Source organism: Saccharothrix sp. NBAS 001 (genome assembly GCF_056640475.1).
The window spans coordinates 1525502-1552036 of sequence record NZ_CM153251.1; the positions used below are offsets into that span (position 1 = coordinate 1525502).

Consider the following 26535-nt stretch of genomic DNA (forward strand, 5'->3'; position numbering starts at 1 on the left):
GTCCTGTCCTGGGTCAGCGGGAGGTGGTCGTGGCGAACGCCGCGTCCACGGCGGCGTCGGGCAGCAGGCGGGCGATCACGGCGGCCAGCCGCGCGTCCGGCCCGACCCGGTAGCGGATCCTCGGACGGGCCGCCAGCAGGGCGTGTTCGACGGCTCGGGCGAACCGGTGCGGGGTGGTGCGGCTGGACCGCGCGCGCTGGTCGTTGGCGGCCAGGAAACCCCGGAACGACCGGCGGTACAGGTCGGCGACCTCGGGTTCGGCGTCGTCCACCGACGCGTCCTGGGCGGCGATCTTGCCCCAGATCGGGGTCAGGATCGCGCCCGGCTCGACCACGGACACCGCCACCCCGAACGGCCGCACCTCGCGCCGCAGCGCGTCGCTCATGGCTTCCTTGGCGAACTGCGACGCGGCGTACGCGCCGAGGTAGGGCGACGCCACCCGGCCCAGTCCCGAGCTGACGTTGACGATCCGACCGCGCGCCGCGCGCACCAGCGGCAGGAACGCCCGCGTCACGGTGGCCGTGCCGACCACGTTGACCTCCAGCTGCTCGCGCAACCGTTGCGGGGTCAGGCATTCCAACGGGCCGGGGACGCAGGTGCCGGCGTTGTTGACCACGCCCCACACCTCGGTGGCGGTCCGCACCGCGGCGCGCACCGAGTCCTGGTCGGTGATGTCCAGCGGCAGCGCCCGCAGCCGGCCGGTGGACGCGGCCTCCAGCGCGCGCCCGTCGGCCTCGCGGCGCACCCCGGCGTACACCCGGACCCCGAGCCGGTCCAGGTGCAGCGCGCACTCCCGGCCCAGCCCGGAGGACGCCCCGGTGACGACGACGGCCCGGCCGTCCGGCGAGATCCGTTTCATGCCAACCCTTCCAGTGCGGTTGTGACGCTGTGGTCGGCGATGCGCCGCGCCCGGTCGGCGGGCACCGCGTGCTCGACGTGCGAGAAGTTCCAGTGCAGCGCGCCGTGGCTGGTGTTCACCGCGGCCGCGAGGTAGCCGCTGATCGACAGGCCGGTGGTGAACTGCGCGCCGGACAGCCGCCACGGCCCGATCCGGTCGGGGAAGTCGTGCACGCCCACGTTCGACAGGCACAGGTTGCCCGGCCCCCGCGCTTCCACCAGCCGCCGGAACGACTCGCTGTCCGCCGGGCCCGCCGGGCACGCCCACCGCAGCAGGTTGATCACCGAGAAGTGGTCGCCCCGGCTCCGCCGCAGCGCCACGTCCCGGCTCAGCTCCGTCGCCAACTGCCAGAAGTCGCCGCCCGGGCGGTAGGCGGCGAACGACGGGACGGTGGCGATGTACGCGCCCGCGTCCCGGTCGGAGAGCCCGACCTCGCCCCGGAAGTCGATCGGCGACCCGATCCCGTAGTGGCACGGGCGGTCGATCCCCGCGTCGTGGGCGACCGCCGTGATCATCGCGGCGGCGAGCGCGCCGTGCACGGTCGACCCGTGCCGCTTGCACGCCTCCCGCAGCGACCCCAGCTGTGCCGGCGACAACTCGCGGTGCACCAGGCGGGTGCGTCGCCGGGAATCGTCCACCGGTTCGGTGGGCACCAGGCGGCGCACGTCCGCCCGCCGCAGCTTCCGCTGGTCGGACAACGCCCGCGCCGCCGCGCCGACCGTGCCGCGCAACGCCCGGTGCCGCGCCGGGAACAGGTCTTCGGGAGCGGGCAGCGCGGGCAGCTCGCCGTGCACCTGCCCGAGCGCCGCCTCCACCCACTCCCGGGCCAGCGACAGCACGGTGATCGCGTCGGCGACGCAATGCGAGACGGTCAACAGCAGGTCGTGCACACCGGGTGCGACGGCCACGGCCACGGCCCGCGCCAACGGCCCCCGGCGCAGGTCGAGCCGTTCGGCCAGTTCCCGCTCGTCGGTCTCGCGCACCCAGTCGCCGGACGCCTCCCGCAGCGGGATCGGCGGCGCGCCCGCGACGAACGCGGGGTCGCCGCCGGACGCGTCGGCGGTGATCGTCGTGCGCAGCAGCGGATGCCGGGCCTGCAACCGGTCGAGCCCCTCGCGCAGCGACGCCGCGTCCACGTCGCCGTGCACCCGGACGCGGGCCACGACGTTGAGCGCCGAGTACTGCTCGGCGATCCAGTACCAGCGCTCCACCGGGCTCAGCGGCCGGTTCACCTCAGCCACGGCGCGCCCCCGCCCAGGCGAGCGCGGAATCGTTCTGCCGCACCAGGACCCGCGTCGGCAGCAGCCGGAACACCGCGTCCCGCAACCACGCCGCGCGGTCGGCCTGCTCGACCCGGCTGAGCAACCGGGACGTCCGCACCATCGCCCTGGTGCGCGCCCTGCGCTCGTCCTCGTAGTCCCGCAACGCCTGCCGCGGTCCGGCGCTCCCGGTCAGGTGCCGGGCCAGGACCGCCGCGTCCTCGACCGCCATCCCCGCGCCCTGGGCGAGGCTGGTCAGCATCGGGTGCGCCGCGTCCCCCAGCAGCGTCACCGGCCCGGCACCCCACCGGCGCAGGAACGGCCGGTCCGCCCCGCGCACCTCGACCACGTCCTCGGGCGGGGTCGCCGCGACGGTCGCCACGACCTCCTCCGCCCACCCCTCGAACGAGTCGTCGAGGCCGTCGTTCCCGGTGGCCCACCAGTAGACCCGGTCACCGAGGTCCACCAGCCCGAACCGCCGCCCCCGGCCCCAGTAGTGGCCGACGTAGCCCCGGGTGACCCGGTCGTGGCGGAACGACGTGGTCGCCAGCAGGCAGCGGTACCCGGCGTCGCGGGGCGGCTGCGGCCCGGCGAGCTGCCGGCGCACCGCCGAGCGGAACCCGTCCGCGCCGATCAGCACGTCACCGCGCGCCTCGCCGTCGCTCAGCCGCACGCGCACCCCCGTCGCGTCGTGGTCGAACCCCTGCACGGCGGTGCCCAGCACGACCGGCCCGGCTGCCGCGAGCAGCGCGGCCTGGAGGTCGGCGCGGCTCAGGCACACGCTGGGCACGCCGAGCCGCGCGGTGGTCACCCCGAGCGGCACGGTCCGCAGCGGCCGGCCGTCGTGGGTGAGCAGCTCGAAGCGCTCGATCGGCTGGGCGGCGTCCAGCCGGATCCCGCACGACCGCAGCGCGGCCAGGCCGTTGCTCATCACCGACAGCCCGGTGCCGGCCGGCCGCAGCTCCCGGGCCCGCTCGAAGACCACCACCTCGACGCCCGCCCGGCGCAGCGCCGAGGCCAGCGCGAGACCGCCGATGCCCGCGCCCGCGATCAGCGCCCTCACCGCCGGTCCACCAGTTCGGTCAGCGCCCGCGCCACCTCGCGCACGTTCGGTTCGCGCATCATGTCGAGGTGGTCGCCGGGCACGTCCAGCACGTCGAGCAAGCCGCTGGTCAGGCCGCCCCACCCGTTGGCCGGGTCGCGGTGCAGCGTCCCGGCGGCCCGGTGGGCGGGCTCCAGCGGGCCGGGCAGGGGCGCGGCGGCGCGGATCAGCCCGACGTCCTCGGCGAGCACCGCCGGGTGGTAGTCGAGGGTGGCCCGCCAGTGCGCCCGGAACACCCGGAACAGCCGGCGCACCGCGGCGGCGGGACTGCCGGGCGGCAGGACGCCGGCGGCGACCGCCCGCTCGGCGAGGTGGTCGATCCGGCCGTCCTCGGTGGTGTCGGGCAGCGTGACCGACTCGTCGCGCAGCCACAGCAGTTCGCGGGCGAACCAGTCCAGCAGGGCCTCCGGCGGCACGTCGGTGCGCGGCCCCGGCGCCAGCGCGATGGTGTCCAGCAGGACCAGCCGCTCGACCTCGGCACCGGATGCGCGCAGCCGGCGGGCCATCTCGAAGGCCACGAACCCGCCGAACGACCACCCGGCCAGCACGTACGGGCCGGTCGGCCACACCTTGCGGATCGCGTCGAGGTAGCTGTCCGCCAGGTCGGGCACGGAGTGCAGCGGCTCGGTGCCGGGGTCGCAGCCGGCGGCCTGGAGCGCGTAGCAGGGGCGGTCGGCGGGCAGGTGGCGGGCCAGCGGGAGGTAGCACAGGACGTTGCCGCCGATGGGGTGCACCAGGAACAGCGGCGGGCGCGTGCCGTGCGGGTGCAGCGGGACCAGCGGGTCGAACGTCGGCTGCCCGGCGCGCAGGCGGTCGGCGAGGGCGGCGGCGGTCGGGGCGGCGACGAGGGTGGCCAGGGGTAGGTGGGTGCCGTAGCGCTGCTCGACGAGGACGGCCAGCCGCATCGCGGTGAGCGACGTGCCGCCGTGCTCGAAGAAGTCGTCGTGCGGACCGATTCCGGGGACGCCGAGCAGGTCGGCCAGGATCTCGGTGAGGACGCGCTCGTGCTCGTCGGCCGGTCGGGCGGCCTGCCGGGTCGGGGTGGCGCGGCGGGTCGCGGCGAGGCGGCGCAGCGCGGCGTCGTCGCGTTTGCCGCTGGGGGTGCGGGGCAGCTCGGGGAGCCATTCGAAGCGCGTCGGCACCAGGTGTTCGGGCAGGGTGGCGTGCAAGGCCGCGCGGAGGTCCGTCCCGGCGCTGGATCCGGCCCCGGTGTCGGTCCCAGTCCCAGTCCCGGTCGCGGTGTCGGGTCCAGCCCCAGCCCCAGCTCCGGTCCCGGTGTTGGTCCCGGCCCCAGCCCCGGTGTCGGTGTCGGGTCCGGTCCCGGTGTCGGAGACGGCCTTGGGGACGGGTTCGGGGGACTGGTCGGCGTGGGTGGTCGTGGCCTCCGGCCCCCGGTTCGATTGTCCCACGGGCCACCGACAGTTTCCGGTGTCGACCAGGTAGGCGACCAGGTGGTCGTCGTGGGCCACCACCGCGACCTCGCCGACGCCGAGTGCGGCGATGGCCAGTTCGACCTCGGCGGGTTCCACCCGGAAGCCCCTGATCTTGACCTGGTCGTCCACCCGGCCCAGGTGCACCAGCTCGCCGGTGGGCAGGGTCGTGCCGATGTCGCCGGTCCGGTAGAGGCGGTCGCCGGTGGCCGGGTCGGTGACGAAGCGGCGCGCGGTGAGGTCGGGGTCGTCGGCGTAGCCGGTGGCCAGGCCCTTGCCGCCCAGGTGGATCTCGCCCCTGGTGCCGGGCGGTGCGGGGCGCATCCGGTCGTCCAGCACCACCGCGCGCAGGCCCGCCAGCGGCTTGCCGATCGGGGGCAGGGCGGGGAAGTCGCCGGTCATGGCGTGGCTGGTCGCCACGTGGGTCTCCGTCGGCCCGTACTGGTTCTCCAGGGTCATGCCGGGCAGGGCCGCGCACAGGGCGCGGATCTCCTCGGTGACGCGCAACTGCTCGCCGGAGGAGATGATCGTGCGCAGTGATCGCGGGATCCGGTCCAGGGCGACGGCGGCTTCGGCGAGCTGCCGCAGGGCGACGTAGGGGAGGAACACCCGGTCCACGCCGTTCAGGGTCTCCAGCAGCGTTCGCGGGTCTCGTCTGTCCTTTTCGGACACGAGCCGGAGGGTGCCGCCCGCGCACAGGGTGGAGAAGATCTCCTGGAACGAGACGTCGAAACTCAGCGGCGCGTACTGGAGCGTCGTGCCGGTGGCGGCGTCACGACCGTGGCGCACCAGGTTCGCCAACGCGCGGTGGGGCATGACGACGCCGTTCGGCGTGCCGGTCGAGCCGGACGTGAACAGCACGTACGCCGTGTCGTCCAGGCAAGGTTCGTGGGTGAGGGGGCGGTCGTGGCGCAGCAGCTCGGTCAGGTCGGCGGGGGTGGCGATGATCCGCGCGGGTTTCGCCTTGGCGACCATCGCGTCCCGGCGGTGCCGGGGGTAGGACGGGTCGAGCGGGACGCAGGCCGCGCCCGCCTTCGCCACGCCGAGCACGGCCGCGACCATCTCGAACGACCGCTCCAGGCCGATGCCGACCCGCGTCCCCGGGCCCGCCCCGGTCGCGGTGAGGCCGCGGGCGATGCGCCCGGCCAGGTCGTCGAGTTCCCGGTAGGTCCAGCTCCGCGTGCCGAACTCGACCGCCGCCGCGTCCGGCGGGCGGGTCGCGATCGTGGCCACGACGTGGGCGTCCTCGGCCAGGAAGGCGAAGTCCACGTCCTCGTCCGGCCGGCGCGCGATCCGCGCCAGGACGCGGGTGTAGGCGTCGACCACCAGGTCGGCCTGGGCGGGCGGGGCTGCGGCGCAGTCGACCCGCAGCCAGGTGCGCCGGGTGACCGGGTGCACGATCGTGTTGACCAGCAACGCGAAACTCGTCTCCTCCCACGCCTCGAAGCCGAGCAGGTCCACGTCCGCGAGCACGTCGGTCAGCACGTGCGGGTGCACGTGGTTGAACGCCGTCTCCAGCACCGGGCCGCCGTGGTCGCGCTGGATCGCGCTCAACGGGTAGCGGCGGTGCGGGTGGCCCTCCCGTTCCTGGCGCACCACGTCGTGCACGGCGTCCGCCCACGTCCGGGACGTCGGGTCGATGCGCACGGGCACGGTGTTGAGGAACAGCCCGACCGCCCGGTCGTCGTGCCGGCCGTGCGTGACCAGGCCGGTGGCCACGGGACCGGTGTGGTGCATCCGCAAGGTGAGGCAGTGCGCGGCGAACAGGACCGACTTCACCGGCACGGAGTGCCGGCGCGCGAACGCGCGCACGTCGTCGTCCAGGTCGGCGGGCAGTTCCACCAGCCGCACCACGAGTTCGTCCGCGCCGGCCGGGACGTGCGGGCGCAACGACGTGAGCTGCGCCGGGGACGTGCCCGCCAGCACGGCACGCCAGTGCGCGGCGTGCTCGGGCGAGGCCGTCGCGCGGCGTTCGGCGAGCACGTGCCGGGCCGGGCCGGCGGCCACCTCGGCCTCCTCCGAGCCGGTTTCCCCGGCTCCGAGGTAGCGCGCCAGCAGCTCGCGCAGCACGGTCGCCACGCTCCACCCGTCCAGGATCGCGTGGTGGAAGGCGAACACCAGGTCCACCCGGTCGGCCCGGACGTGCGCGCGCAGGTGGTGCAGGGGCGGCCGGTCGAACTCGTAGCGGTGCGACCGCCGGTCGTCCACGTGCTTGCGGATCTCGACCTCGGCCTCCCCGTCGTCCAACGACCGCAGGTCGACCACGTCCAGTCCACCGTGGACGGTCTGGTGGACGACCTGGAGCGAACGCGCCGGGTCGAACGACGAGCGCAGCACCGGGTGCCGGTGGACGACCGCGTCGTGCGCCCGCCGGAAATCGGCCTCCCGCCAGGGCATCGCGAGCGTGTAGCGGAAGACGTCGTGGTACACGGCGGAGTTCTCGCGTTCACGGCTGTGGTAGAGCAGGCCCAGCTGCAACCCGGTCATCGGGTGGGCGTCCACGGCGTCGCCCAGCGACGCCCGGTCCACGGCTGCCACCAGCTCGAACGGCGTCGGCACCGGGTCCTCGTCGGCGTGCCGGGAGGCCGCGCGCGCCGCCAGGGCCGCGACCGTGGGGTGGGCGAGCACGTCGGAGGGCGTGAAGTGCAGTCCACGCGCCGCCGCGCGGGCCCGCAGCCGCAGCACGGTGATCGAGTCGCCGCCCAACGCGAACCAGTTGTCGTGCACGCCGACCGACGGCACGCCCAGCACCTGCGCCCACAGCTCGGCCAACGCCGCCTCCACCTCGTCGCGCGGCGGGGTGCCCCGCGTGGCGACCACCGGCGCGGGCAGCGCCTTGGCGTCGAGCTTTCCGTTGGCCGTCAACGGAATGCGGTCCAGCAGCACGAACCGCGCCGGGACCATGTGCTCGGGCAGCCGGGCCGCCAGGTGGGCGCGCACCTCGGCCTCGTCCAGCTCCTCGGCCACGCAGTAGGCGACCAGCCGCTGGTCGCGCAGCACGACGACGGCGTCCGCGACACCGGGGAACGCGGTCAGCCACGCCCGCACCTCACCGGGTTCCACCCGGTTGCCCCGGACCTTGACCTGCTCGTCCGCGCGGCCCAGGTACTCCAGTTCACCGTCGGCCAGCCAGCGGGCGATGTCGCCGGTCCGGTACATCCGCTCGCCGGGCGTGAACGGGTCGGCGACGAACCGCCGCGCGGTCAGGTCGGGCCTGTTGAGGTAGCCGCGCGCGACGCCGACGCCGGTCACGCACAGCTCGCCCGGTGCGCCGGGCGGCTGCGGGTTGCCGTGCCGGTCGAGCACGCTCAGCCGGATGCCGTCGATGGCCCGGCCGATCGGCACCCGGTCGGGCGCGGGTCCGCAGTCGTGGAACGACACGTCGACGGTCGCCTCGGTCGGCCCGTACAGGTTGACCAGCCGGGCGTCGCCGGCGATCCGGCCGAACCGCGCCACCAGGTCCGGGGTGAGCGCCTCGCCGCTGGCGAACACCCGCCGCAGCGACCGGCCCAGCTCCGGCCGGGCCACCCACTCGTCCAGGAACGGCCCGAACATCGACGGCACGAAGTGCACCACGGTCACGCCGTGGCGGCCGATGAACTCCAGCACCTCGCGGGGGTCCTTCTCCGCGCCCGGCGGCAGCAACGCGACCCGCGCCCCGCCGAACGACCACCAGAACAGCTCCCACACCGACACGTCGAACGTCACCGGGGTCTTCTGCACCAGCACGTCGTCCGCGCCGATCGGGTAGCGGTGCTGCATCCACGCCAGCCGGTTGACCACCGACCGGTGTTCGACCTGCACTCCCTTGGGCCGTCCGGTCGAGCCGGAGGTGTAGAGGACGTAGGCCGGCGACCGTTCGCCGGCGGGCCCGCCGGCGCCGGCCGCGCCCAGGCGCTCGACCCCCGAGTCGTGGACCAACGCGACCGCGCCGCTGTCGGCCAGCACGAACTCCTGCCGCGCGGCCGGGTGGTCGGGGTCCACCGGCAGGTACGCGCCGCCGGCCTTCAGCACCCCCAGCAGCGCCGCGACCAGCTCCGGCCCCCGGCGCAGCCGCACGGCCACCAGGTCCTCGCGGCCGACGCCCAGCGCCCGCAACCGGGTGGCGACCGCCTCGGCCCGCGCGTCCAGTTCGGCGTAGGTCACGTCCGGGCCGACCAGCGCGAGCCGGTCGGGCGTCCGCGCGGCCTGCCGCTCGAACCGCCCGTGCACGGTCCCGCGACCCCGGGCGGGTGTCGGCCGGCCGGTCAGCCGGGCGCGTTCGGCGGCGGACAGCACCGGGATCGTCGCCACGGGCGGTCCGCCGGGGCTCGACCCGTGGTCCAGCAGCGCCAGCACGTGCCGGGCGGTCGCCTCGATCGGGAAGTCCGCGTCGAACACGTCGGTCGCGTACTCCAGGTCGACCACGACGTGGCCGGTGTCGTCGAACTCGGTCAGCACGACGGCCAGCGCGTCGTGCTCGTGCGCGTGACCCAGGCCCGCCATGTCCCGGGTGACGCCGGGCACCGGCGAGCGGCGCGGGTAGTGCATGTACGAGACGGTCACGTCGAACAGCCGGCGCGGCCCGACCCCGTCGGCCGGGAGGCCGCGCAGCAGATCGCCCAACGACAGCCGTTCACGCCGCTTGAGGCCGTAGGTGCGGGTGCGGACCTCCGTAGCGAGTTCGCGCAGCGACGACGTCGCGGACACGTGCAGCGCCAACGGCACGGTGGTGGCGAACTGGCCGACGGTCCGCCGTTCCCGCACCGTCCTGCGGTTGAGCGCGGGCACGCCCAGCACCACCTGGTCGCTGCCGAGGATCCGCGACAGGTAGGCCGCGAACGCGGCGGTCACCACCGCGAACGGCGAATGCCCGCCTTCGCGCATCCGCGCCACGAGGTGGGCGGTCAGCTCGAAGCGGTGGCGGGCGAACCGGCGCGGCCCGACCGCCGTGCGCGTGAACAACGCGGGCTCCACCTCGGCGAGCACGTCCCGGTGGAAATCCCGGTCGTGTTCGAACGCGGGGGAGGCGCGGTACTCCGCGTCGCGCTCCACGAACTCGCGGAACGACGGCGGTGTCGCGTCCAGCGGCGTGCCGTGGCGCACCACGTGGTCGTAGTCCGCCACGACCTGCGTGATGATCTCGTGCAACGCCCACCCGTCGGCGACGATGTGGTGCGCCGCGACGCACAGGTGCACGGCGTCGTCGCCCTCCTTGAGCAGCGCGGCGCGCACCATCGGCGACCGGTGCAGCGGGAACGCCCGCTGGAACAGCGCGTCGATCCACGCCTCGCACTCGGCGCGTCCGGGCAGCTCGACCACCTCCGCGACCACCGGCTCCGGGTGGAACCACTGGTGCGGCACGCCGTCGTGCTCGTCGAAGCGCAGCCGCAGGGCGTCGTTGCGGCTCAGCGCACGGGCCAGGCAGGCGGCGAGGGTGGTCGGGTCGACCTCGCCGGTCAGCCGGTCGAGCGCGACGGAGGTGTGCTGGGCGGAGTCCGGCAGCTGCGATCCCGCCGCCCAGATGTCCCGTTGGGACGCGGTCAGTCCGAACGCGGTTGGGTCCACGGCAGCGATGTGTAGTGCCCGGCGGTTGTCCGGGTTCGCGCTATCGACACCGAACGACAACGTGGGAACAATGACGCGGTCCTCTGGGGGAGGTGCGTTGTGCCACGTCGGGAACGACCGCTGGACGACGGCGACGACGCCCTGCTGCGGTTCGCCGCCGGGCTGCGCGCGGTCCGCGAACGGGCCGGTTCGCCGCCGTACCGGGAGCTGGCCAGGCGCGCCCACTACTCCGCCGGGACGCTGTCCGACGCCGCCGGCGGGCGCAAGCTGCCCAGCCTGCCGGTGACCTTGGGCTACGTGCGCGCGTGCGGCGGCGACGTGGCCGAGTGGGAGCGGCGCTGGCGCGAACTGGCCTCGGCCGCGCCCGCAGCCGACGCCGCCGACTCGCCCTACGCCGGGCTGGCCGCCTACGAGCAGACCGACAGCGCGCGGTTCTTCGGCCGCGACGCGCTGATCCGCGACGTGCTCGACCGCCTCGTCGAACGCCGGCTGCTGGTGGTGTTCGGCGTGTCCGGCGCGGGCAAGTCGTCGCTGCTGCGGGCGGGTGTGCTGCCCCGGGCACCCGGACCGGCGCTGCTGCTCACGCCGGGCGCGAACCCGCTGTGGGAGACCGCGTCCCTGCTCGTGCAGCTGACCGGCCGCAACCACGAGGAGCTGCTGCGGCGGCTGGCCGACGACCCGGCGGCGCTGTCCGCGATCGTCGCCGAGGCGCTGGCCGACCGGCCCGCCGAGACCGACCTGCTGCTGGTGGTGGACCAGTTCGAAGAGGTCTTCACGCTGTGCGGCGACCCGGTGCGGCGGTCGGCGTTCATCCGGGCGCTGCTGTGCGCGGCGGGCGGCGAGGACAGCAGGGTGCGCGTGGTGCTCGGCGTGCGCGCCGACTTCTACCACCACTGCGTCGCCGATCCGGGGCTCGCCGACGCGCTGGCCGACGGGCACGTCGTCGTGGGGCCGATGGCCGGCGACGAGCTGTCGCAGGCCATCAGCCGGCCCGCCGTGGCCGCCGGCGGCACCGTCGAAGGCGTCCTGCTCGCCCGGATCGTGGCCGACGCGACCGGCCAGCCCGGAATGCTCCCGCTGGTCTCGCACGCCCTGCTGGAGACCTGGCGGCGACGGCGCGGCAACGCGTTGACGCTGGCCGGGTACGAGGCGGCGGGCGGGATCCACGGCGCGGTCGCGCAGACCGCCGAACGCGTCTTCACCGCCCTGGACGAGGACGGCCGGTGCCGGGCCCGGCGGTTGCTGCTGCGGCTGACCACGCTCGGCGAGGGCGTGGAGGACGGCAAGCGCCGGGTGCGCCGGGACGAGCTGGGCGACGACCCGGACCTGGCCGTCGTGCTCGACGCCCTGGTCGGCGCGCGGCTGGTGACCGTCGACCGCGACACCGTCGAGATCGCGCACGAGGCGTTGCTGCGCAACTGGCCCCGGCTGCGCGGCTGGCTCGCCGAGGACCGCGACGGCCTGCGGGTGCACCACCAGCTGACCGAGGCCGCGGCGGCGTGGGAGGCGATCGGCCGCGACCCGGGCGCGCTGTACCGGGGCGTGCGGCTCGCGGTCGCCGCCGAGTGGGCCCAGGACCGGCCCGACTGCCTGACCGCCCGCGAGAAGTCGTTCCTGGACACCAGTTCCAGCACCGCGCGGCGGGACCACGTGCTGCACGTGCGGCGCAACCGGCAGTTGCGGGTGCTCACCGCCGCCCTGTCGGTGCTGCTGGTGGTCTCGGCGCTGATCACGTTCGTGGTGGTGCGGCAGGGGTCGGAAGTCGTGCGGCAGGGGCGGATCGCGGACTCCCAGCGGCTGGCCGCCGAAGCCGGCGCGCTGGCCGGGCGCGACGTGCCCGCCGCCCTGCGCAAGAGCCTGGAGGCGTACGGCAGCCACCCGACGGTGGAGGCGCGCAGCGCCGTGCTCAGCCTCGCCTCGCGGCACGACTACGACGCCGTGCTGCCCGCGCCGTTCGACGTGTCCGCCGAACAGGCGTTCACGCCCGACAGCGGGCTGCTGGCCGCGCCGGGCGGCCCGGGGCACGTCGAGCTGTGGGACGTGGCCCGGCGGGCCCGGGTGGACGACGTCTCCGGCGATTTCGGCCAGGTCCTGACGCCCGCGTTCAGCGCGGACGGCCGTCGGCTGGCCCTCGGCGACGCCGACGGGCGGATCGTGGTGTGGGACGTCGCCGGGCGCGCGGTCGTGGCGCGGGGCGGTGCCGGCGCGGAGGTGCGCCGGGTCCGGTTCAGCCCGGACGGCCGGGTGCTGGCCACCGCCGGCCCGACCGGCACCCGGCTGTGGACCGCCGACCGGGTCGCGCCGCTGGCCGTGCTGTCCGCCGGGCCCGGCGACGTGGCGTTCACCGCCGACGGGCGGGTGGTGTTCGTCGACGACGCGGGCCGGGTGGCGTTCTGGCGGGACGGCGCGGTGCTCGGCGCGGTCGACGCGGGCGCGCCGACCTCGCTCGCGGTCAGCCCGGACGGCGCAACCCTGGCCACCGCCGGGACCGGGCGGGCGGTGCGCCTGTGGGACGTGGCCACCGGGCGGCACGTCGCCGACCTCGGCCACGTGGACAGCGTGCTGCGGGTCGCGTTCGACGCGGCCGGCGAGCGGCTGGTGTCGGTGGACGTCGGCGGCGACGTGTTCGTGTGGGACGTGCGGCAGCGCGCCAAACTCGGCCAGCTGGTGCGCAGCGAGAACCACAAGGTGGTCGGCGCGGTGTTCAGCCCGGACGGCCGCTACCTGGCGGGCAGCAGCACGGGCGGCAGCACCCTGCTGTGGGACCGGGCGCGCCTGCCGTTCCTCGGCCACGTCGACACGGTGAGCGGCGTCGCGTTCCACCCCGGTGGCCGCACCCTGGTCAGCAGCGGCGCGGACGGCGGCCTCGTGCTGTGGGACCGCGCGACCCGGACGCCGCTGGCCGCCGCGCCGGGCTCCGGGACGTCCTCGCTGGACACCCGGGGGCCCGTGGTCAGCCCGGACGGCAGGCTGATCGCCACCGCCCACCGGGGCGAGGTGCTGCTGCGCGACGCCGCTACCCTCGCGCCGAGCGCGGTCGTGATCGCCCGCGCGGAGGGCCACGTGGTGGAGAAGCTGGCGTTCAGCCCCGATTCGCGGACGTTGGCGATGATCGTGGACGGGCGTGCCGTGCGCCTGCACGACGTGCGGACGGGCGCGTACCGCGACGTCCCCGCGGATTCGGCCCTCGACCTGGTCTACCGGCCGGACGGGACGGGCCTGGCGGTCGGCACCGCGACCGGCAAGGTCCTGCTGTGGGGCGCGTCGGGCGAGGGCCGGGGCGAGCTGGCGATCGACGACGGCCAGGTCACCTCGGTCGAGTACAGCCCGGACGGCACCCGGCTGACCGCCGCCGCGTACCGCGAGGGGACCGGCCGGGTGGTCGTGTGGGACACCGCGACCGGCGAGCGCACCGGCGAGCTGACCGATCCCACCGCGCAGTTCGGGTTCGTGGTGTTCAGCCCGGACGGCCGGCTGCTCGCCTCACTCGGCCACAACGACACGGTGGCCCTGTGGGACGTCGCGACCGGCACCCGCTGGGCCACGCTCTACGGCCACACCGCGACCGTGACCGACCTGGCGTGGAGCCCGGACGGCTCGGTCCTGGCCAGCGTGGCCCGCGACCAGACCATCACGACGTGGACCACCGACACCGACGCCGCCGTGACGGCCCTGTGCACCGCCCTGTCCGTGGACTTCCACGACGCCCAACCCCGTCCGGCGCTCTGCGACGGCTGACGCCGACCTCCCCCGGTGCCCCCGTCGTCCGCCCGATCGGGGCCGGCGGTTGTTCGGCTCGGCGTCCCGGTGCCGAACGACAACCCCCGAACACCGGTCCCCACCTGCGGATACGTTGTCGTGCGACGCTCGGCTCCCCGACGGGAACGGAGCTGGAGCAATGGCAATCGAGCACGGCCTGACCGCGATCCCGACCGAGCGCAGGTGCCCGTTCGACCCGCCCGAGCGGCTGGGCCGGCTGCGCGCCGCGCGGTCCGTCGCGCCGTTCACCTTCCCCGACGGGCACCAGGGCTGGATCGCCACCGGGCACGCGGCGGTCCGGACGGTGCTCACCGACCCGAGGTTCAGCCACCGCGCGGACCTGGTGCGGCCGACGCTGGCGATGGACCGGGTGGAGATCCCCGAGGTGCTGCCCGGCATGTTCACCCGCCTCGACCCGCCGGAGCACACCAAGTACCGGCGGCTGCTGGCCCCCGAATTCACCCCGCGCCGGCTCGCGCCGCTGGTGCCCCGCATCGAGCAGATCGCCGAGGAGCACCTGGAGGCGATGGTCGACCACGGCTCGCCGGTCGACCTGGTGCGCGCGTTCGCGCTGCCGCTGCCGTCGCTGGTGATGTGCGAGATGCTCGGCCTGCCCTACGCCGAGCACGAGCGCTTCCAACACGACTCCGAGGTCCTGTTCGACCTGTCCGCCACCGAGCAGGACACGGTGGCCGCGTGGACGTCGATGCTCGACTTCCTCGGCGGCGCGATCCAGGACAAGCGCGCCCACCCCGCCGACGACCTGCTCGGCCGGCTGGTCGCCGACGGGAGCTGCACCGACGGCGAACTGGTCACCGTCGCGATGATCCTGCTGATGGCGGGCCACGAGACCACCTCCAACACCATCGCGCTGGGTACGTTCGCGCTGCTGGAGAACCCCGACCAGCGGGCCGCGCTGCTCGCCGACCCGGACACCGCCGTGGAGGAGCTGCTGCGCTACCTCACGGTCAGCCACATCGGCCCGGTGCGCACCGCCCTGGCCGACGTCGAGGTCGACGGGCAGCTGGTCGAGGCCGGGCAGTCGGTCACGATGTCCCTGGCCGCCGCCAACCGCGACCCGTCCCGCTACGCCCGGCCCGACGACCTCGACCTGACCCGCGACGCCACCGGCCACCTCGCGTTCGGCGGCGGCGTGCACCTGTGCACCGGGCTGCAACTGGCCCGCATCGAGCTGCGCACCGCGTTCACCGCCCTGTTCCGCCGCTTCCCGGAGCTGCGGCTGGCGGTCCCGGCGGCCGACGTCCCGTTGCGCACCACCATGGTCGTCTACGGCGTGCACGAACTCCCGGTGGCCTGGGCATGACGACGGCGCTGGGCGAGCTGGCCCTGCACGGCGGCGTGCCGGTCCGCACCCGCCCGTTCCCGGTCGCCACGGACGCGGCCGGCCGCACGTTCGGCGCGCAGGAGCGCGCGGCCGTGGACGCGGTGCTGACCGACGGCCGGCTCAACGCCGTGGGCGGCACGCGGGTCGCCGGGCTGGAAGCGGCGATGGCCGGGCTGCTCGGCGTCGACCACGCGGTGGCGTGCAGCTCGGGCACCGCCGCCCTGCACATGGCGATCGGGGCGCTGGACCCCGACCCCGGCGACGAGGTGATCACCACGCCGATCACCGACTTCGGCACGGTCGTCGCGATCCTCGCGCAGAACGCGGTGCCGGTGTTCGCCGACGTCGACCCGCGCACCGGCAACCTCGACCCGGACTCGGTGCGCCGCTGCCTGTCCGGGCGCACCCGCGCGATCGTGGCCGTGCACCTGCTCGGCGCGCCCGCCCCGGTGGCCGAGCTGACGTCGTTCGGCGTGCCGGTGGTCGAGGACTGCGCCCAGGCGATGCTGACCGAGACCGGCGGCCGTCCGGCCGGCACGGTCGGCGCGATCGGGTGCTTCAGCCTCCAGCAGTACAAGCACATCACCTGCGGCGACGGCGGCCTGGCCGTCACCGCCGACCCGGCGCTGGCCCGCCGGCTGCGGCTGTTCGGCGACAAGGGGCGTCCGCGCGATCGCGCGACCCGCGAGCACCTGTCGTTCGGCATGAACTACCGGATGACCGAGTTGCAGGGCGCGGTCGCCGGGGTGCAGCTGACCCGCCTGCCCGGGGTCGTGGCCCGGCGGCGGGTGGCGGCGCGCCGGCTCGCGGCGGCGCTGGGCGACCTGCCGGGCGTGCGGCTGCCCGACGAGCGCGGGCACAGCTTCTGGTCGTTCCCGCTGGTCGTCGCGGGCGGCAACGACCGGTGGGCGCGGGCGCTGCGGGCGGAGGGGATCCCGGCCGAGGGCAGGCTGTTCGAACGGCCCGTCTACCGCACCGCAGCCCTGGCGTCCGGCCGGATCTACGGCGGCACCCGGTTCCCGCTGTGCAGCCCGCCCGCCCGGCACGACTGGAGCTACCCGCCGGGCCTGTGCCCGGTCGCCGAACACCTGCTCGGCGAAACCCTGCTCGTCCTGTTCTGGAACGAGAACTACACCGACGAGGACGTCGACGACATCGCCACGGCCGTGCGCAAGGTGCACGCCGCCCTCACCTGAGGAGAGCCATGCCCGCACACATCCTGTTCCTCGGCGCGCCCGCGTACGGCCACGTCTACCCGACGCTGACCATCGCCGAGGCGCTGGCCCGGCGCGGCCACCGGGTCGGCTACGCCGTGACGGAGCACTTCGCGGCCGACGTCGAGCGGTCCGGGCTGGAGCTGCTGCGCTACAACGACGCCCTGGCCGCCATCCCGGCGGCGGTCGGCCCGAACGCCGACACCGCCGAGATCGTGCTGGCGTGCATGGCGTTCTACCGCGAAGGGCTGCGCCAGGTGTCCGATGTGGAGCGTCTGGTGGACGCCCCGCCGGACCTGGTCGTGTTCGACCCGATGATGTACGGCGCGGCGGCCGTGCTGGGGCGCAGGTGGGGCGTGCCGATCGTGCTGACGCACCCCAACCTGGCGTTCAACGACACGTTCGACTGGCCCGCGCTGCGCCGCCGCGAGCTGCTGGTGGGGGAGCGGGACGCGGCGGCGGCCGAGATCGAGGCCGGGCTGGTCGAGCTGTTCGCCGAGCACGGCGTCGAGGAGCGGGAGCTGAACAACCCGACCGACCTGGCGCTGGTGTTCGTGCCGCGCGAGTTCCAGCCGCGCGCGGAGTCCTTCGGCGACAACTACGCGTTCGTCGGGCCGTGCGTGGACGGGACGGTGTTCGGCGGCACGTGGGAGCCGCCGGCGGACGGCAAGCCCGTGCTGTTCATCTCCCTGGGGACCGTGCACAACCAGCGCCCGGACTTCTTCCGGTTGTTCGCCAGGGCGTTCGGCGACCTCGACTGGCACGTCGTGTGCACGCTCGGCGTCCCCGGGCACGACGGCGACATCGGCGACCTGCCGCCGAACTTCGAGGTCCACCCGTGGGTGCCGCAACTGGCCGTGCTGGAGCACGCCTCGGTGTTCCTGTCCAACGGCGGCCTCGGCGGCGTGATGTCGGCCCTGCGCCACGGCACGCCGCTGCTGCTGGCCCCGGAGGTCGCCGAGCAGGACATGGACGCCCGGCGCGTGGTCGAACTCGGCCTGGGCCGCCTGGTCGACCTCGCCGGCACCACCCCGGACGACCTGCGCCGAGCCGTGTTGGACCTCGCGGCCGACCGGGAAATCGCCGCGAACGTCGCCCGGATGCGCGGCCACGTCCACGACGCGGGCGGCACGTCCCGCGCCGCCGACGCCATCGAAGCCAGGCTGGCGCGGGTCCGGGCGTGACGGGGAGGGCGTAGGCCATGTTTCACAAGTGAGGTGACCGGCGGCGTGTCGGTGGCCGGCTTGGTGGCGTCGTGGTTCGATCCCGGTGCCCCGCACCGGCCCGGCTCGGGCCCGACCGGTCCGGGTCCCGGCGGACAACGCCCACAGCTCCCGGGCCAACCGCGCCTGCCCGCGACACCGTCGGACCAAGACCATCACCGACCGACCACGCGACCAGGCCGCCCACCGCAAGGCCACAGGCCCCCACGGCGGACCGCCACCCCTGGCTACGCCACATCTGAAGCACGTCCCAACCGCCGGGTCAGGCGGTGAAGTTCCAGCGGGTGGCACCGTGGGGTTCGGCGGAGGCGACGCCGAACGCCGTGCGCGGGGTGAGGCGGTACAGGTGCCACGGAGCGGGGCCGGCGCTCGGTGCGCTGAACGCGGCGGTGAGCGCGTCGCCGTCCACCGACGCCGGCCAGCCGCCCGTGCGGTAGACGGCCGCGACCCGTTCCAGCGCGGAGGGGTCGGTGACCCGGTGGGCCTCGCCCTCCAGCACCAGGTCGAGGCCGCGCAGGCGCACCGACACGCTGCACGACGGGTTCGCCGCCAGGTTGCGCGACCGCCGGGTGCCGGGGCCGCCGACGAAGTACAGGGCGTCGTCCACCCAGACCGCGCCCACGCCCGCCGAGTGCGGGCGCCCGTCGGGCCGCACCGTCGCGACGAAGAACGTCAGGTCGGCGGTCGGGGTGTCGGCGACCAGGACGTCGCGCGCCCGGCTCCACGGCAGCTCGGCGTGCCCGTACTGGTCGAGGTTGCGGGTCGAGGTGGGGTCGTTCCGGTTTTCGCTCATACCGGTGCGACGAACGGGCCGGCCCCGGATCGACACCGGCCCCGGCCGGATCGCCGAGCCGGCCGGGGCCGCGCGCCCTATCGTGTCCGGCATGTCGCGTCCCGGCGTGCGGAGGGGTGATCGAGGGTGACGACGCCGGAGCCGCTCCGCCGCGCGGTCTCGCCGCTGGAACTGCTCTTCGACGTGGTCTACGTCTTCGCGGTCTCCCAGCTCGCGCACCACCTGCTCGAAGACCTCTCGTGGCGTGGCGCGGCGCAGACGCTGGTCCTGGTGATCGCGGTGTTCGGGGTGTGGGCGGTGGTGAGCTTCGTGGCCACGCTGCTCGACATCGCGCTGCCGCGCACCAAGGCCGTCATCGTGGCCGTGATGGGCCTGGGCCTGTTCATGAACGCCGGCCTCGCCAACGCGTTCGGCGACCGCCCGTGGGCGTTCGTCGGGCCGTTCCTGGTGATCATGCTCGGCCACGGGGTCGTGTCGTCGGTCGTCGCGCCCTCGGACGTGCTGCGCGGCCACTTCCGGCGGGCGCTGGTCTGGGCCCTCGTGGCCACCCCGCTGTGGCTGGTCGGCGCGCTGGTCGACCCGGCACCACGGCTGTGGTGGTGGGCCGCCGCCGCGGCGGTCGAGATCGTCGGCTTCTGGCTCGCGCACCCGCTGCCGGGCCGCGTGCTGCGCAGCGAACACCTGGAGTTCGACGCCGACCACATGCGCGAGCGATTGCGGCTGTTCGTGATCATCGCGCTGGGCGAGACCGTGCTGACCGTCGGGCCGGTGGTCGCGGGCACCCCGCCCGGCGTGCCGACGGTGGCGGCGACGGCGGGCGTGCTCGTGGCGCTGGTGTGCCTGTGGGGGACCTACTTCGGCGGTGGCGAGGGCCTGTTCGCCGAGCACGTGGCCGGTTCGTCGGACCCGATCCGGTCGGTGCGGTTGGCCATGAACGTCACCTACGCCGGCGTCGCGGGGCTGGTCGCCGTGGCGGTGGGCAGCGAACTGGTGATCGCGCACCCGCTGGGCCACGGCTCCGCGACGTTCGCGCTGGTGCTGTTCGGCGGTGTCGCGCTCTACCTGGCCGCCCAGGTCTGGTACTTCCGCGCCGTCATCGGCGACGCGTGGGCACCGCGGCTCGTCGCCCTGGTCGCCGTGGCGGCGGTGGGCGTCGGCGCGGTGTGGCTGCCGCCGCTGGTGTCGCTGGTCGTGCTGGACGCGGTGCTGATCGGTCTGGTGGCCAGGCTGGTGCGGGTCCAACCTCGGGTGCACGCCCCGTGAGACTGGCGTGCCACGATTCCCGGCCGGCACTCCGAGGGAGGCGAGCATGACCGACGACCCACGGGAGCGGGACCTGCGGGTGATCGAGGAGTTCCGGACCAACCGGGGGGGTCGTCGGCGGGCGGCACGCCGTGCGCACCCTGCTCCTGCTGCACCACACCGGCGCGCGGTCCGGCGTCGAGCGGGTCACCCCGCTGACCTTCCTGACCGTCGGCGACCGGTGGGTGGTCGCGGCGGGCAACGGCGGGCTGCCGGCCAACCCCGCCTGGTACCACAACCTGCTGGCCGATCCGGAGGTGTCGGTGGAGGTCGGCACCGAGACCCACCGGGTGCGGGCGCGGGTGGCCGAGGGCGCGGAGCGCGAGGAGCTGGTCCGGCACTTCCGCGCCGCGCCGTCCCGGTTCGCCGCGTTCGAGCGGGCGCTGGACCGGGTGATCCCGATCGTGGTCTTCGAACGCCGCTGAGCACGCCCGAAACTGCCCAGTGTGACGCATCGTGTCGAGTCGTGTTCACTCTGTGAGAACCCGGCTACTCCGTGTTGACCCCGGTGTTGTGGTCCTGTTGGAGTGACAACGTGCCGCGAACGACCGTGTTGACCAGGCGCCGGCACGTGGACTTCGTCCGCGTGGCCGCTCAGCGCTGTTGTCCCCGATAGGCCGCGAAACCACCCACGTCCTGCCCGCGCCGGGCAGTCCCGCGCCATCCGATTCCCCTGGAGTCCCGCCGTGCCCGAAACCCGGGAACGGGAGCCGCTGAAGTTCGCCTACTGGGTGCCCAACGTCAGCGGTGGTCTCGTCGTCAGCGACATCGAGCAGCGGACCGACTGGTCCTACGAGTACAACCGCGAGCTGGCCGTGCTCGCCGAGGACAACGGCTTCGACTACGCCCTGAGCCAGGTCCGCTACCTGGCCAGCTACGGAGCCGCCTACCAGCACGAATCCACCAGCTTCAGCCTCGCGCTGCTGCTCGCCACGCAGCGGCTGAAGGTGATCGCCGCGGTGCACCCGGGCCTGTGGCACCCGGCCGTGCTGGCGAAGTTCATCGCCACCGCCGACCACATCTCCGGCGGGCGCGCCGCGGTCAACGTGGTCAGCGGGTGGTTCAAGGGCGAGTTCACCGCCCTGGGCGAACCCTGGCTGGAGCACGACGAGCGCTACCGTCGCTCCGAGGAGTTCATCCGGGTGCTGCGGGCCAGTTGGACCGACGAGCCCGCCGAGTTCGCGGGCGACTTCTACCGGCTGCACGGCTTCGACCTCAAACCCAAGCCCCTGGCCGTGCCCGGCCGTGCCCACCCGGAGATCTTCCAGGGCGGCAACTCCACCGCCGCGCGCGCCATGGCCGGCCGCGTGTCGGACTGGTACTTCAGCAACGGCAAGGACTTCGACGGCGTCACCGAGCAGGTCGAGGAGGTCGCGGCGTCCGCGCGCGGACGCCGGGTCCGCTTCGGGCTCAACGGTTTCCTCATCGCCCGCGACACCGAGGCCGAGGCGCGCGAGACGCTGCGCGAGATCGTCGCCAAGGCCGATGTCCAAGCGGTGAAGGGTTTCCGCGACGCCGTGCAGCAGGCCGGCAGCTCCACGGGCGACCGCAAGGGCATGTGGGCCGACTCGTCGTTCGACGACCTGGTCCAGTACAACGACGGCTTCCGCTCCCGCCTGATCGGCACGCCCGAGCAGATCGCGCACCGGATCGTGGAGTACAAGCGCCGCGGCGTCGACCTGCTGCTGCTGGGTTTCCTGCACTACCACGAGGAAGTCGCCTACTTCGGCCGGCACGTGCTGCCGATCGTCCGCGACCTCGAAGCCTCCGCCGACCCCACCGCAGCCACCCCCGAGCCGATCGGAGTCCGCCCGTGACGACGTCCGCCCAGCACACCTGGACCACCACCCCCGCCACCGCCGACGAGTGGCTCGCCCGCGCCCGCGAGGTGGCCGCGCTGCTCGCCACCGACGCCGTGGCGCGCGACCGCGCCGGGGCCACCCCGTACGCGGAAGTGGCGCTGCTCAAGGAATCCGGCCTGGTCACCCTGCTCGGCCCGGTCGAGCACGGCGGCGGCGGGCAGGACTGGACGACCGCCTACCGGGTGACCCGCGAGGTCGCCGCCGGGGACGGCTCGATCGGCCAGCTCATCGGCTACCACTACCTGTGGTTCTGGGCCGCCCGGCTGGTCGCCACCCCGGAGCAGGTGGCCGCGGTGGAGGAGCAGGCGACCCGCGACCGGTGGTTGTTCGGCGGCGCGGTGAACCCGCGCGACAACGACCTGGTGATCGTCGAGGACGGCGACGACCTCGTCTACACCGGGCGCAAGTCGTTCTCCACGGGCAGCAAGGTCTCCGACGTGACCGTGCTGGAGGGCGTGCTGGAGGGCACCGACAAGCACGTCTTCGCGATCGTACCGTCGCAGCAGGACGCGATCGTGTTCGAGGACGACTGGGACAACCTCGGCCAGCGGCTCACCGAGAGCGGCGGGGTGCGGGTGGAGGGCGTGCGGGTGCCGTGGGCCTCGGCCGCCGGGTACGTGGACAAGGAGTTCACGCCCAGGGTCTACAACACGCTCAACGTGCCGCTGATCCAGCTGGTGTTCGCCAACCTCTACCTCGGCATCGCCAACGGCGCGCTCGCCGTGGCCGCCACCTACACCCGCGACACCACCCGGCCGTGGCCGTACGCGGTCGACGTGAAGGGCGCGTCGGTCGAGGAGTTCCACGTCCTGGAGACCTACGGCGACCTCCAGGCCAAGCTGTGGGCGGCCGAGGCGCTGGCCGAGCGCGCCGCCGGGCTGATCGAGGCGATCAACGCCCACCCGGACGAGGTCACCGGGCGCGAGCGCGGCGAGGCGGCGGTGGTCGTCGCGGCGGCCAAGGAGCGGGCGATCGCCACCGGGCTGGAGGTCGGCAACCGGATCTTCGAGGTGACCGGGGCGCGGGCCACCGCGAACCACGTGGGGCTGGACATCTTCTGGCGCAACATCCGCACGCACAGCCTGCACGACCCGGCGGCGCACAAGCGGGCCGAGGTGGGCCGGTACGCGTTGCTGGGCGAGATCCCGGAGCCCACCTGGTACACGTGACCCGACCGGTCCGGGCCCCTTGACCTCATCAGGTTTGTAATGCAAACCTGTCTGCACAACAGAGGTCATGGGGGAGTGCACGATGTCCGACGCGGCGACCGCCGGTCTGATCGACGAGATGAGCAGCCTGCGCAAGCGGACCAGGCGGGCGCGACGGGGCTACTGGTTCCCGTTGGTCCTGTTCGGGCTGCTCACGCTCGGCGCGATCCCGCTGCTGCGGCCGTTCGACTGGCAGAACTCGCCGGCCACCCGGTGCGAGTACTACCCGGACGGGCGGCTGCGCGGCTGCGGGTACCAGACGCCGAACACGGCGTTCGACGTGCCCGGCCTCGGCCGGGTCGACCCGCTCCGGGTGTTCAACGGCGGGTTCATCGGCGGGGTCGCCCACCCGCTGGTGCTCGGGCTGTACTGGCTGTGCGTCCTGGTCCTCGGCTTCCTGGCCACCGTGTGGTGGTATCGGTGGCGGGCCTCCCGGGTCGGGGTGGAGACCTCGACCCGGACCTACGCCCAGGTCACGCTGGGCGGGCTGGCCGTGCTGCTGCTGGTGCCGCTGATCAGCGCGGTGACCGGTCCGTCGATCCGGCTGGGCCACTGGTACCAGCGGTTCGGGAGCCTCGCGCTGGTGCTGGTCTCGCTCGGCGCGGTGGTCGTGGCGATGCGCCTGGCGAAGGCCGAGGGCCCGCCGTCGCGCCGCCGGCGCGTGCTGGTCGGCCTCGGCGTGGCGCTGACCGTGCCGGCGGTCGCCACGCTGGCGGCGGCCACGATCGACAAGACCGGCGGCCTGATGCTGATCGCCATCGGGCTGCTGACCCTCGCGCTGCTGGAGCGCAGCTGGTGGTGCACGGCGGTGGCGGTCGCCTTCACCGGGGTCACGCTGCTGGCGAACATCTCCTACATGGGTACGATCTTCTACCGGCTGGGCTGGGAGATCGGCCCGAAGGAGACCAACCTCCTGTTCAACGGCAAGGACCTGGTGCTGCCCGGGGCGGTGCTGGTCATCGGGGGAGTGGTGGCGCTGATCGGCCAGTGGCGGACGACCGGGACCGGGCGGGCGGGGTGAGCGGACCGCACCCGACCACCGGGCTGGACGACGTCGTCCACCAGCGCCACCGGCTCGGCATCCTGACCATCGCGGCCGAGGCCAAGCGGGTCGAGTTCGGCTACCTGCGGTCCACCCTGGACCTGACGGCGGGGAACCTGTCGCGGCACATCACCGTCCTGGAAGAGGCGGGTCTGGTGCGGGTGGACAAGGGCTACGACGGCCGCCGGCCCAAGACCTGGGTGAGCATCACCGGCCCGGGGCGGACCGCCCTGACCAACGAGATGGCCGCCCTGCGCGCCCTGCTCACCCGCCACGAGGAGAGCCCGGCGCAGTGACCGGGTGGGGCCGGGCGCCCGGCCCCACCGCGTCACCTCAGCCGCACAGGGCCGCCGCGACGACCTTGTACTCGGCGTCCTTGATCTTCTGGTTGGCCGCCGGGTCGACGAACTCGTACACGCCGTGGTTCTCCGACATCGCGATGCGCTTCGCGCCGTCCAGCGAGCTGTACATGTAGGTGGTGAAGCCCTGGACGCCGCCGGTGTGGCCGACGCCGAAGCAGCCCGGCGCGAACTCGTGCACCTCCAGGCCGAGGCCGTAGCCGTCCTTGCCGGCCGTCGGCCGCGTGGTGCGCATCTCGGCCAGCAGGTGCGGCGGGAGCAGCTGCCCGCCCAGCAGCGCGCCCAGGAAGCGGTCGAGGTCGGCCGTGGTGGAGACGATCTCGCCGGCGGCCCCGGCCCACGACGGGTTCTGCCGGGTCACGTCGACCGTCTTGAGCCGGCCGCCGTCCCGGTAGCTGTGGTAGCCGTGGGCGTTGCGGCCGGGGATCACGGCCCGGGTGCCGGGCAGGCTGGTGTCGCGCAGCCCGAGCGGCTTGAGGATCCGCCGGTCGACCTGGCTCGCGTACGGCGTGCCGGTCACCTTCTCGATGAGCAGCCCGGCCAGCAGGTAGTTGGTGTTGGAGTAGGAGAACTTCTCGCCCGGCGCGAACAGGACGGGCTTGGTCAGCGCGAACCGGACCAGCTCGTCGGCCCGGTAGGTGCGGAAGCGGTCCTCGGCCCACTCCTTGCCGAACGCGGGGATGCCGGTCTCGATGGTGCCGTCCGGACGCGCCGCGCCGGTGTAGCTGAACAAGCCGCTGGTGTGCTGCAACAGCATCCGGACGGTGATCCGCCGGTCCAGGCCGAACTGGGGCAGGCGGCCGGCCACCGGCTCGTCCAGCTTCACCCTGCCCTCGCCGACCAGTTGCAGGACGACGGTGGCCACGAACGCCTTGGTGGTGCTGCCGGCGCGGAACCGGCCGGTGGTCGACGGCTCGTCGGACCCGCCCAGCTCGCGCACGCCCGCGTTGCCGGTCCAGCCCCCTCTGCGGTCGTGCACGCGCAACTGCACCCCGGCGATGCCGGTCGTGACGAGTTCGTCGACGGCCTGGCGCAGCGAAGGGCGCGCGGGCGCGGCATGTGCGGCCCCTACCGCGCTGGTGCCGACGAGTCCGGTGAGCAGCGCGGCGGTGACCACAGCCGCTCCGACCCTGCCGTTGTTCGAAACCACGGGACGTTCCTCCTCGGTTGAAGACCTTGGTCAGGTCTTGCCGAGAACGTTATGGACGCCGCCGGGCGGCCAGAATCCCGCAGACGACCGGCCGCGGGTAGCGCAGGCGCTACCGGTCGACCGCGCGCCGCCGGTCGCGCGCGGGTCAGCGCTCGCGGCGGCGCAGGAGGTAGGTGTCCATGATCCAGCCCTTGCGCTCGCGGGCCTCGTCGCGCAGCGGCGGGATGCGCTCGGCGACCTCGGCCAGCGGACCGGCGACGGTGAGCTGGTCCGGGGTGCCCAGGTACGCGCCCCAGTAGATGTCCAGGTCGGGGTCGTCCAGGCCGGTGAACGCGCAGTGCGCGTCGAGCATGACCACGACGTCGTCCACGTCGTCCGGGAACCCGTCGGCCGCCAGCCTGCGCCCGGTCGTGATCAGCACCGGCCGGCCGATCCGGTTCAGGCTCGTCCGGTGCGCGGCGACCAGCGCGGACACGCTGCTGACGCCCGGCACGACGGTGTAGTCGAACTCCACCCGGCCGCGCCCGCGCACCTGCTCGACCACCGCGATGGTGTTGTCGTACAGCGTCGGGTCGCCCCAGCACAGGATCGCGCCGACCTGCCCGTCCGCCAGCTCGTCGCGGAACAGCCCCTCGTACAGGTCGGCCCGCCGCCCGTGCCACTCGGCCACCGTCCCCCGGTAGTCCGCCGGGGTCCGGTCGCGGTCCACGTCCACCGCGCGGACCACCCGGTAGCCGGGCTCCGCGACGTGGCGCTCCAGGACGGCCAGCCGGGCGTCGACCAGGTCCTGCTTCGCCTCTCCCTTGTCCAGCAGGAAGAACACGTCGACCTCGTTGAGCCGCTCGACGGCCTGGACGGTGATGTGCCCGGGGTCTCCGGCGCCGATGCCGATGAGGTGGATGGTGCGCATGGCGGCAAGTCTCCCACGCGCCGCCGCGCCGCCGTCCACAGTGGAGGGGGCGACGGGGATCACGCCGCGCCGTCCGGTTCGTCGGCGCGGTCTGATCTACTGCGGTCGGACCCGACCACGCCGGAGGACACG

The 26535-nt window shown here is 74.4% G+C and carries 17 protein-coding genes; 10 read left to right on the forward strand and 7 right to left on the reverse strand.

Annotated features, from left to right (window positions below; genetic code table 11):
• Window positions 1–13 precede the first annotated feature (13 nt).
• The 4 genes from AC0HI0_RS06640 to AC0HI0_RS06655 are packed head-to-tail and all read right to left on the reverse strand — an operon-like array spanning window position 14 to window position 10236.
• Window positions 14–859, reverse strand: a complete 846-nt coding sequence (locus tag AC0HI0_RS06640; protein ID WP_480931366.1) for an SDR family NAD(P)-dependent oxidoreductase — start codon at window positions 857–859, stop codon at window positions 14–16.
• The gene (locus AC0HI0_RS06645; RefSeq protein WP_480931367.1) at window positions 856–2139 is read right to left on the reverse strand and encodes a condensation domain-containing protein; all 1284 of its coding nucleotides are present in this window, start codon (window positions 2137–2139) and stop codon (window positions 856–858) included. The genes AC0HI0_RS06640 and AC0HI0_RS06645 overlap by 4 nt, the downstream gene beginning before the upstream one ends.
• Complete coding sequence (locus AC0HI0_RS06650) at window positions 2132–3220, reverse strand: FAD-dependent monooxygenase (RefSeq protein WP_480931368.1); 1089 nt, start codon at window positions 3218–3220, stop codon at window positions 2132–2134. Before AC0HI0_RS06650 ends, AC0HI0_RS06645 begins: the two co-directional genes overlap by 8 nt.
• Window positions 3217–10236, reverse strand: coding sequence for an amino acid adenylation domain-containing protein (locus AC0HI0_RS06655; RefSeq protein ID WP_480931369.1), 7020 nt, complete (start codon window positions 10234–10236; stop codon window positions 3217–3219). The genes AC0HI0_RS06650 and AC0HI0_RS06655 overlap by 4 nt, the downstream gene beginning before the upstream one ends.
• 99 nt (window positions 10237–10335) lie before the next feature.
• Here AC0HI0_RS06655 and AC0HI0_RS06660 point away from each other — a divergent pair, with 99 nt between their 5' ends.
• The 4 genes from AC0HI0_RS06660 (at window position 10336) to AC0HI0_RS06675 (ending at window position 17738) form a co-directional block, all read left to right on the forward strand.
• Window positions 10336–13974 carry an nSTAND1 domain-containing NTPase gene (locus tag AC0HI0_RS06660; protein WP_480931370.1) on the forward strand — a complete coding sequence of 1213 codons (3639 nt, stop codon included), beginning with the start codon at window positions 10336–10338 and terminating at the stop codon, window positions 13972–13974.
• Between the two features lie 160 nt (window positions 13975–14134).
• Window positions 14135–15319, forward strand: a complete 1185-nt coding sequence (locus AC0HI0_RS06665) for a cytochrome P450 (protein WP_480931371.1) — start codon at window positions 14135–14137, stop codon at window positions 15317–15319.
• A complete protein-coding gene (locus tag AC0HI0_RS06670) occupies window positions 15316–16536 on the forward strand; it encodes a DegT/DnrJ/EryC1/StrS family aminotransferase (protein WP_480931372.1) in 1221 nt (406 codons plus the stop codon). Before AC0HI0_RS06665 ends, AC0HI0_RS06670 begins: the two co-directional genes overlap by 4 nt.
• Before the next feature lie 8 nt (window positions 16537–16544).
• Window positions 16545–17738: a macrolide family glycosyltransferase gene (locus AC0HI0_RS06675; protein WP_480931373.1), complete on the forward strand. Its 1194-nt coding sequence runs from the start codon at window positions 16545–16547 to the stop codon at window positions 17736–17738.
• Between the two features lie 301 nt (window positions 17739–18039).
• Here the strand turns inward: AC0HI0_RS06675 and AC0HI0_RS06680 are convergent, their stop codons facing one another.
• Entirely contained in the window at window positions 18040–18570 is a 531-nt protein-coding gene (locus tag AC0HI0_RS06680; RefSeq protein WP_480931374.1) for a pyridoxamine 5'-phosphate oxidase family protein, read from the reverse strand.
• Window positions 18571–18696: 126 nt separating this feature from the next.
• Between AC0HI0_RS06680 and AC0HI0_RS06685 the strand changes: the two genes are divergently transcribed.
• The 6 genes from AC0HI0_RS06685 (at window position 18697) to AC0HI0_RS06710 (ending at window position 24280) form a co-directional block, all read left to right on the forward strand.
• Window positions 18697–19833 (forward strand): low temperature requirement protein A, encoded by a 1137-nt coding sequence (locus tag AC0HI0_RS06685; RefSeq protein WP_480931375.1) that lies wholly within the window; start codon window positions 18697–18699, stop codon window positions 19831–19833.
• 131 nt (window positions 19834–19964) lie between these two features.
• Window positions 19965–20297 (forward strand): nitroreductase/quinone reductase family protein, encoded by a 333-nt coding sequence (locus AC0HI0_RS06690; RefSeq protein WP_480931376.1) that lies wholly within the window; start codon window positions 19965–19967, stop codon window positions 20295–20297.
• A gap of 261 nt (window positions 20298–20558) precedes the next feature.
• Entirely contained in the window at window positions 20559–21689 is a 1131-nt protein-coding gene (gene sfnG / locus AC0HI0_RS06695) for a dimethylsulfone monooxygenase SfnG (protein WP_480931377.1), read from the forward strand.
• The gene (locus AC0HI0_RS06700) at window positions 21686–22903 is read left to right on the forward strand and encodes an acyl-CoA dehydrogenase family protein (protein ID WP_480931378.1); all 1218 of its coding nucleotides are present in this window, start codon (window positions 21686–21688) and stop codon (window positions 22901–22903) included. Before sfnG ends, AC0HI0_RS06700 begins: the two co-directional genes overlap by 4 nt.
• An 82-nt stretch (window positions 22904–22985) precedes the next feature.
• Window positions 22986–23963: a hypothetical protein gene (locus tag AC0HI0_RS06705; RefSeq protein WP_480931379.1), complete on the forward strand. Its 978-nt coding sequence runs from the start codon at window positions 22986–22988 to the stop codon at window positions 23961–23963.
• Window positions 23960–24280 carry a transcriptional regulator gene (locus AC0HI0_RS06710; protein ID WP_480931380.1) on the forward strand — a complete coding sequence of 107 codons (321 nt, stop codon included), beginning with the start codon at window positions 23960–23962 and terminating at the stop codon, window positions 24278–24280. The genes AC0HI0_RS06705 and AC0HI0_RS06710 overlap by 4 nt, the downstream gene beginning before the upstream one ends.
• Before the next feature lie 37 nt (window positions 24281–24317).
• On the opposite strand, the gene AC0HI0_RS06715 is transcribed toward AC0HI0_RS06710, so the two are convergent.
• Both AC0HI0_RS06715 and cobF read right to left on the reverse strand, forming a co-directional pair.
• On the reverse strand, window positions 24318–25493 hold the full coding sequence (locus AC0HI0_RS06715; protein WP_480931381.1) for a serine hydrolase domain-containing protein: 1176 nt from the start codon (window positions 25491–25493) through the stop codon (window positions 24318–24320).
• Window positions 25494–25638: 145 nt separating this feature from the next.
• Complete coding sequence (cobF, locus tag AC0HI0_RS06720) at window positions 25639–26403, reverse strand: precorrin-6A synthase (deacetylating) (protein ID WP_480931382.1); 765 nt, start codon at window positions 26401–26403, stop codon at window positions 25639–25641.
• Window positions 26404–26535: the final 132 nt, after the last annotated feature.

Coding starts and splice junctions, on each gene's coding strand:
- AC0HI0_RS06640 (WP_480931366.1), bottom strand. CDS start 859: ATGAAACGGATCTCGCCGGACGGCCGGGCCGTCGTCGTCACCGGGGCG.
- AC0HI0_RS06665 (WP_480931371.1), top strand. CDS start 14,135: ATGGCAATCGAGCACGGCCTGACCGCGATCCCGACCGAGCGCAGGTGC.
- AC0HI0_RS06670 (WP_480931372.1), top strand. CDS start 15,316: ATGACGACGGCGCTGGGCGAGCTGGCCCTGCACGGCGGCGTGCCGGTC.
- AC0HI0_RS06675 (WP_480931373.1), top strand. CDS start 16,545: ATGCCCGCACACATCCTGTTCCTCGGCGCGCCCGCGTACGGCCACGTC.
- AC0HI0_RS06680 (WP_480931374.1), bottom strand. CDS start 18,570: ATGAGCGAAAACCGGAACGACCCCACCTCGACCCGCAACCTCGACCAG.
- AC0HI0_RS06705 (WP_480931379.1), top strand. CDS start 22,986: ATGTCCGACGCGGCGACCGCCGGTCTGATCGACGAGATGAGCAGCCTG.
- cobF (WP_480931382.1), bottom strand. CDS start 26,403: ATGCGCACCATCCACCTCATCGGCATCGGCGCCGGAGACCCCGGGCAC.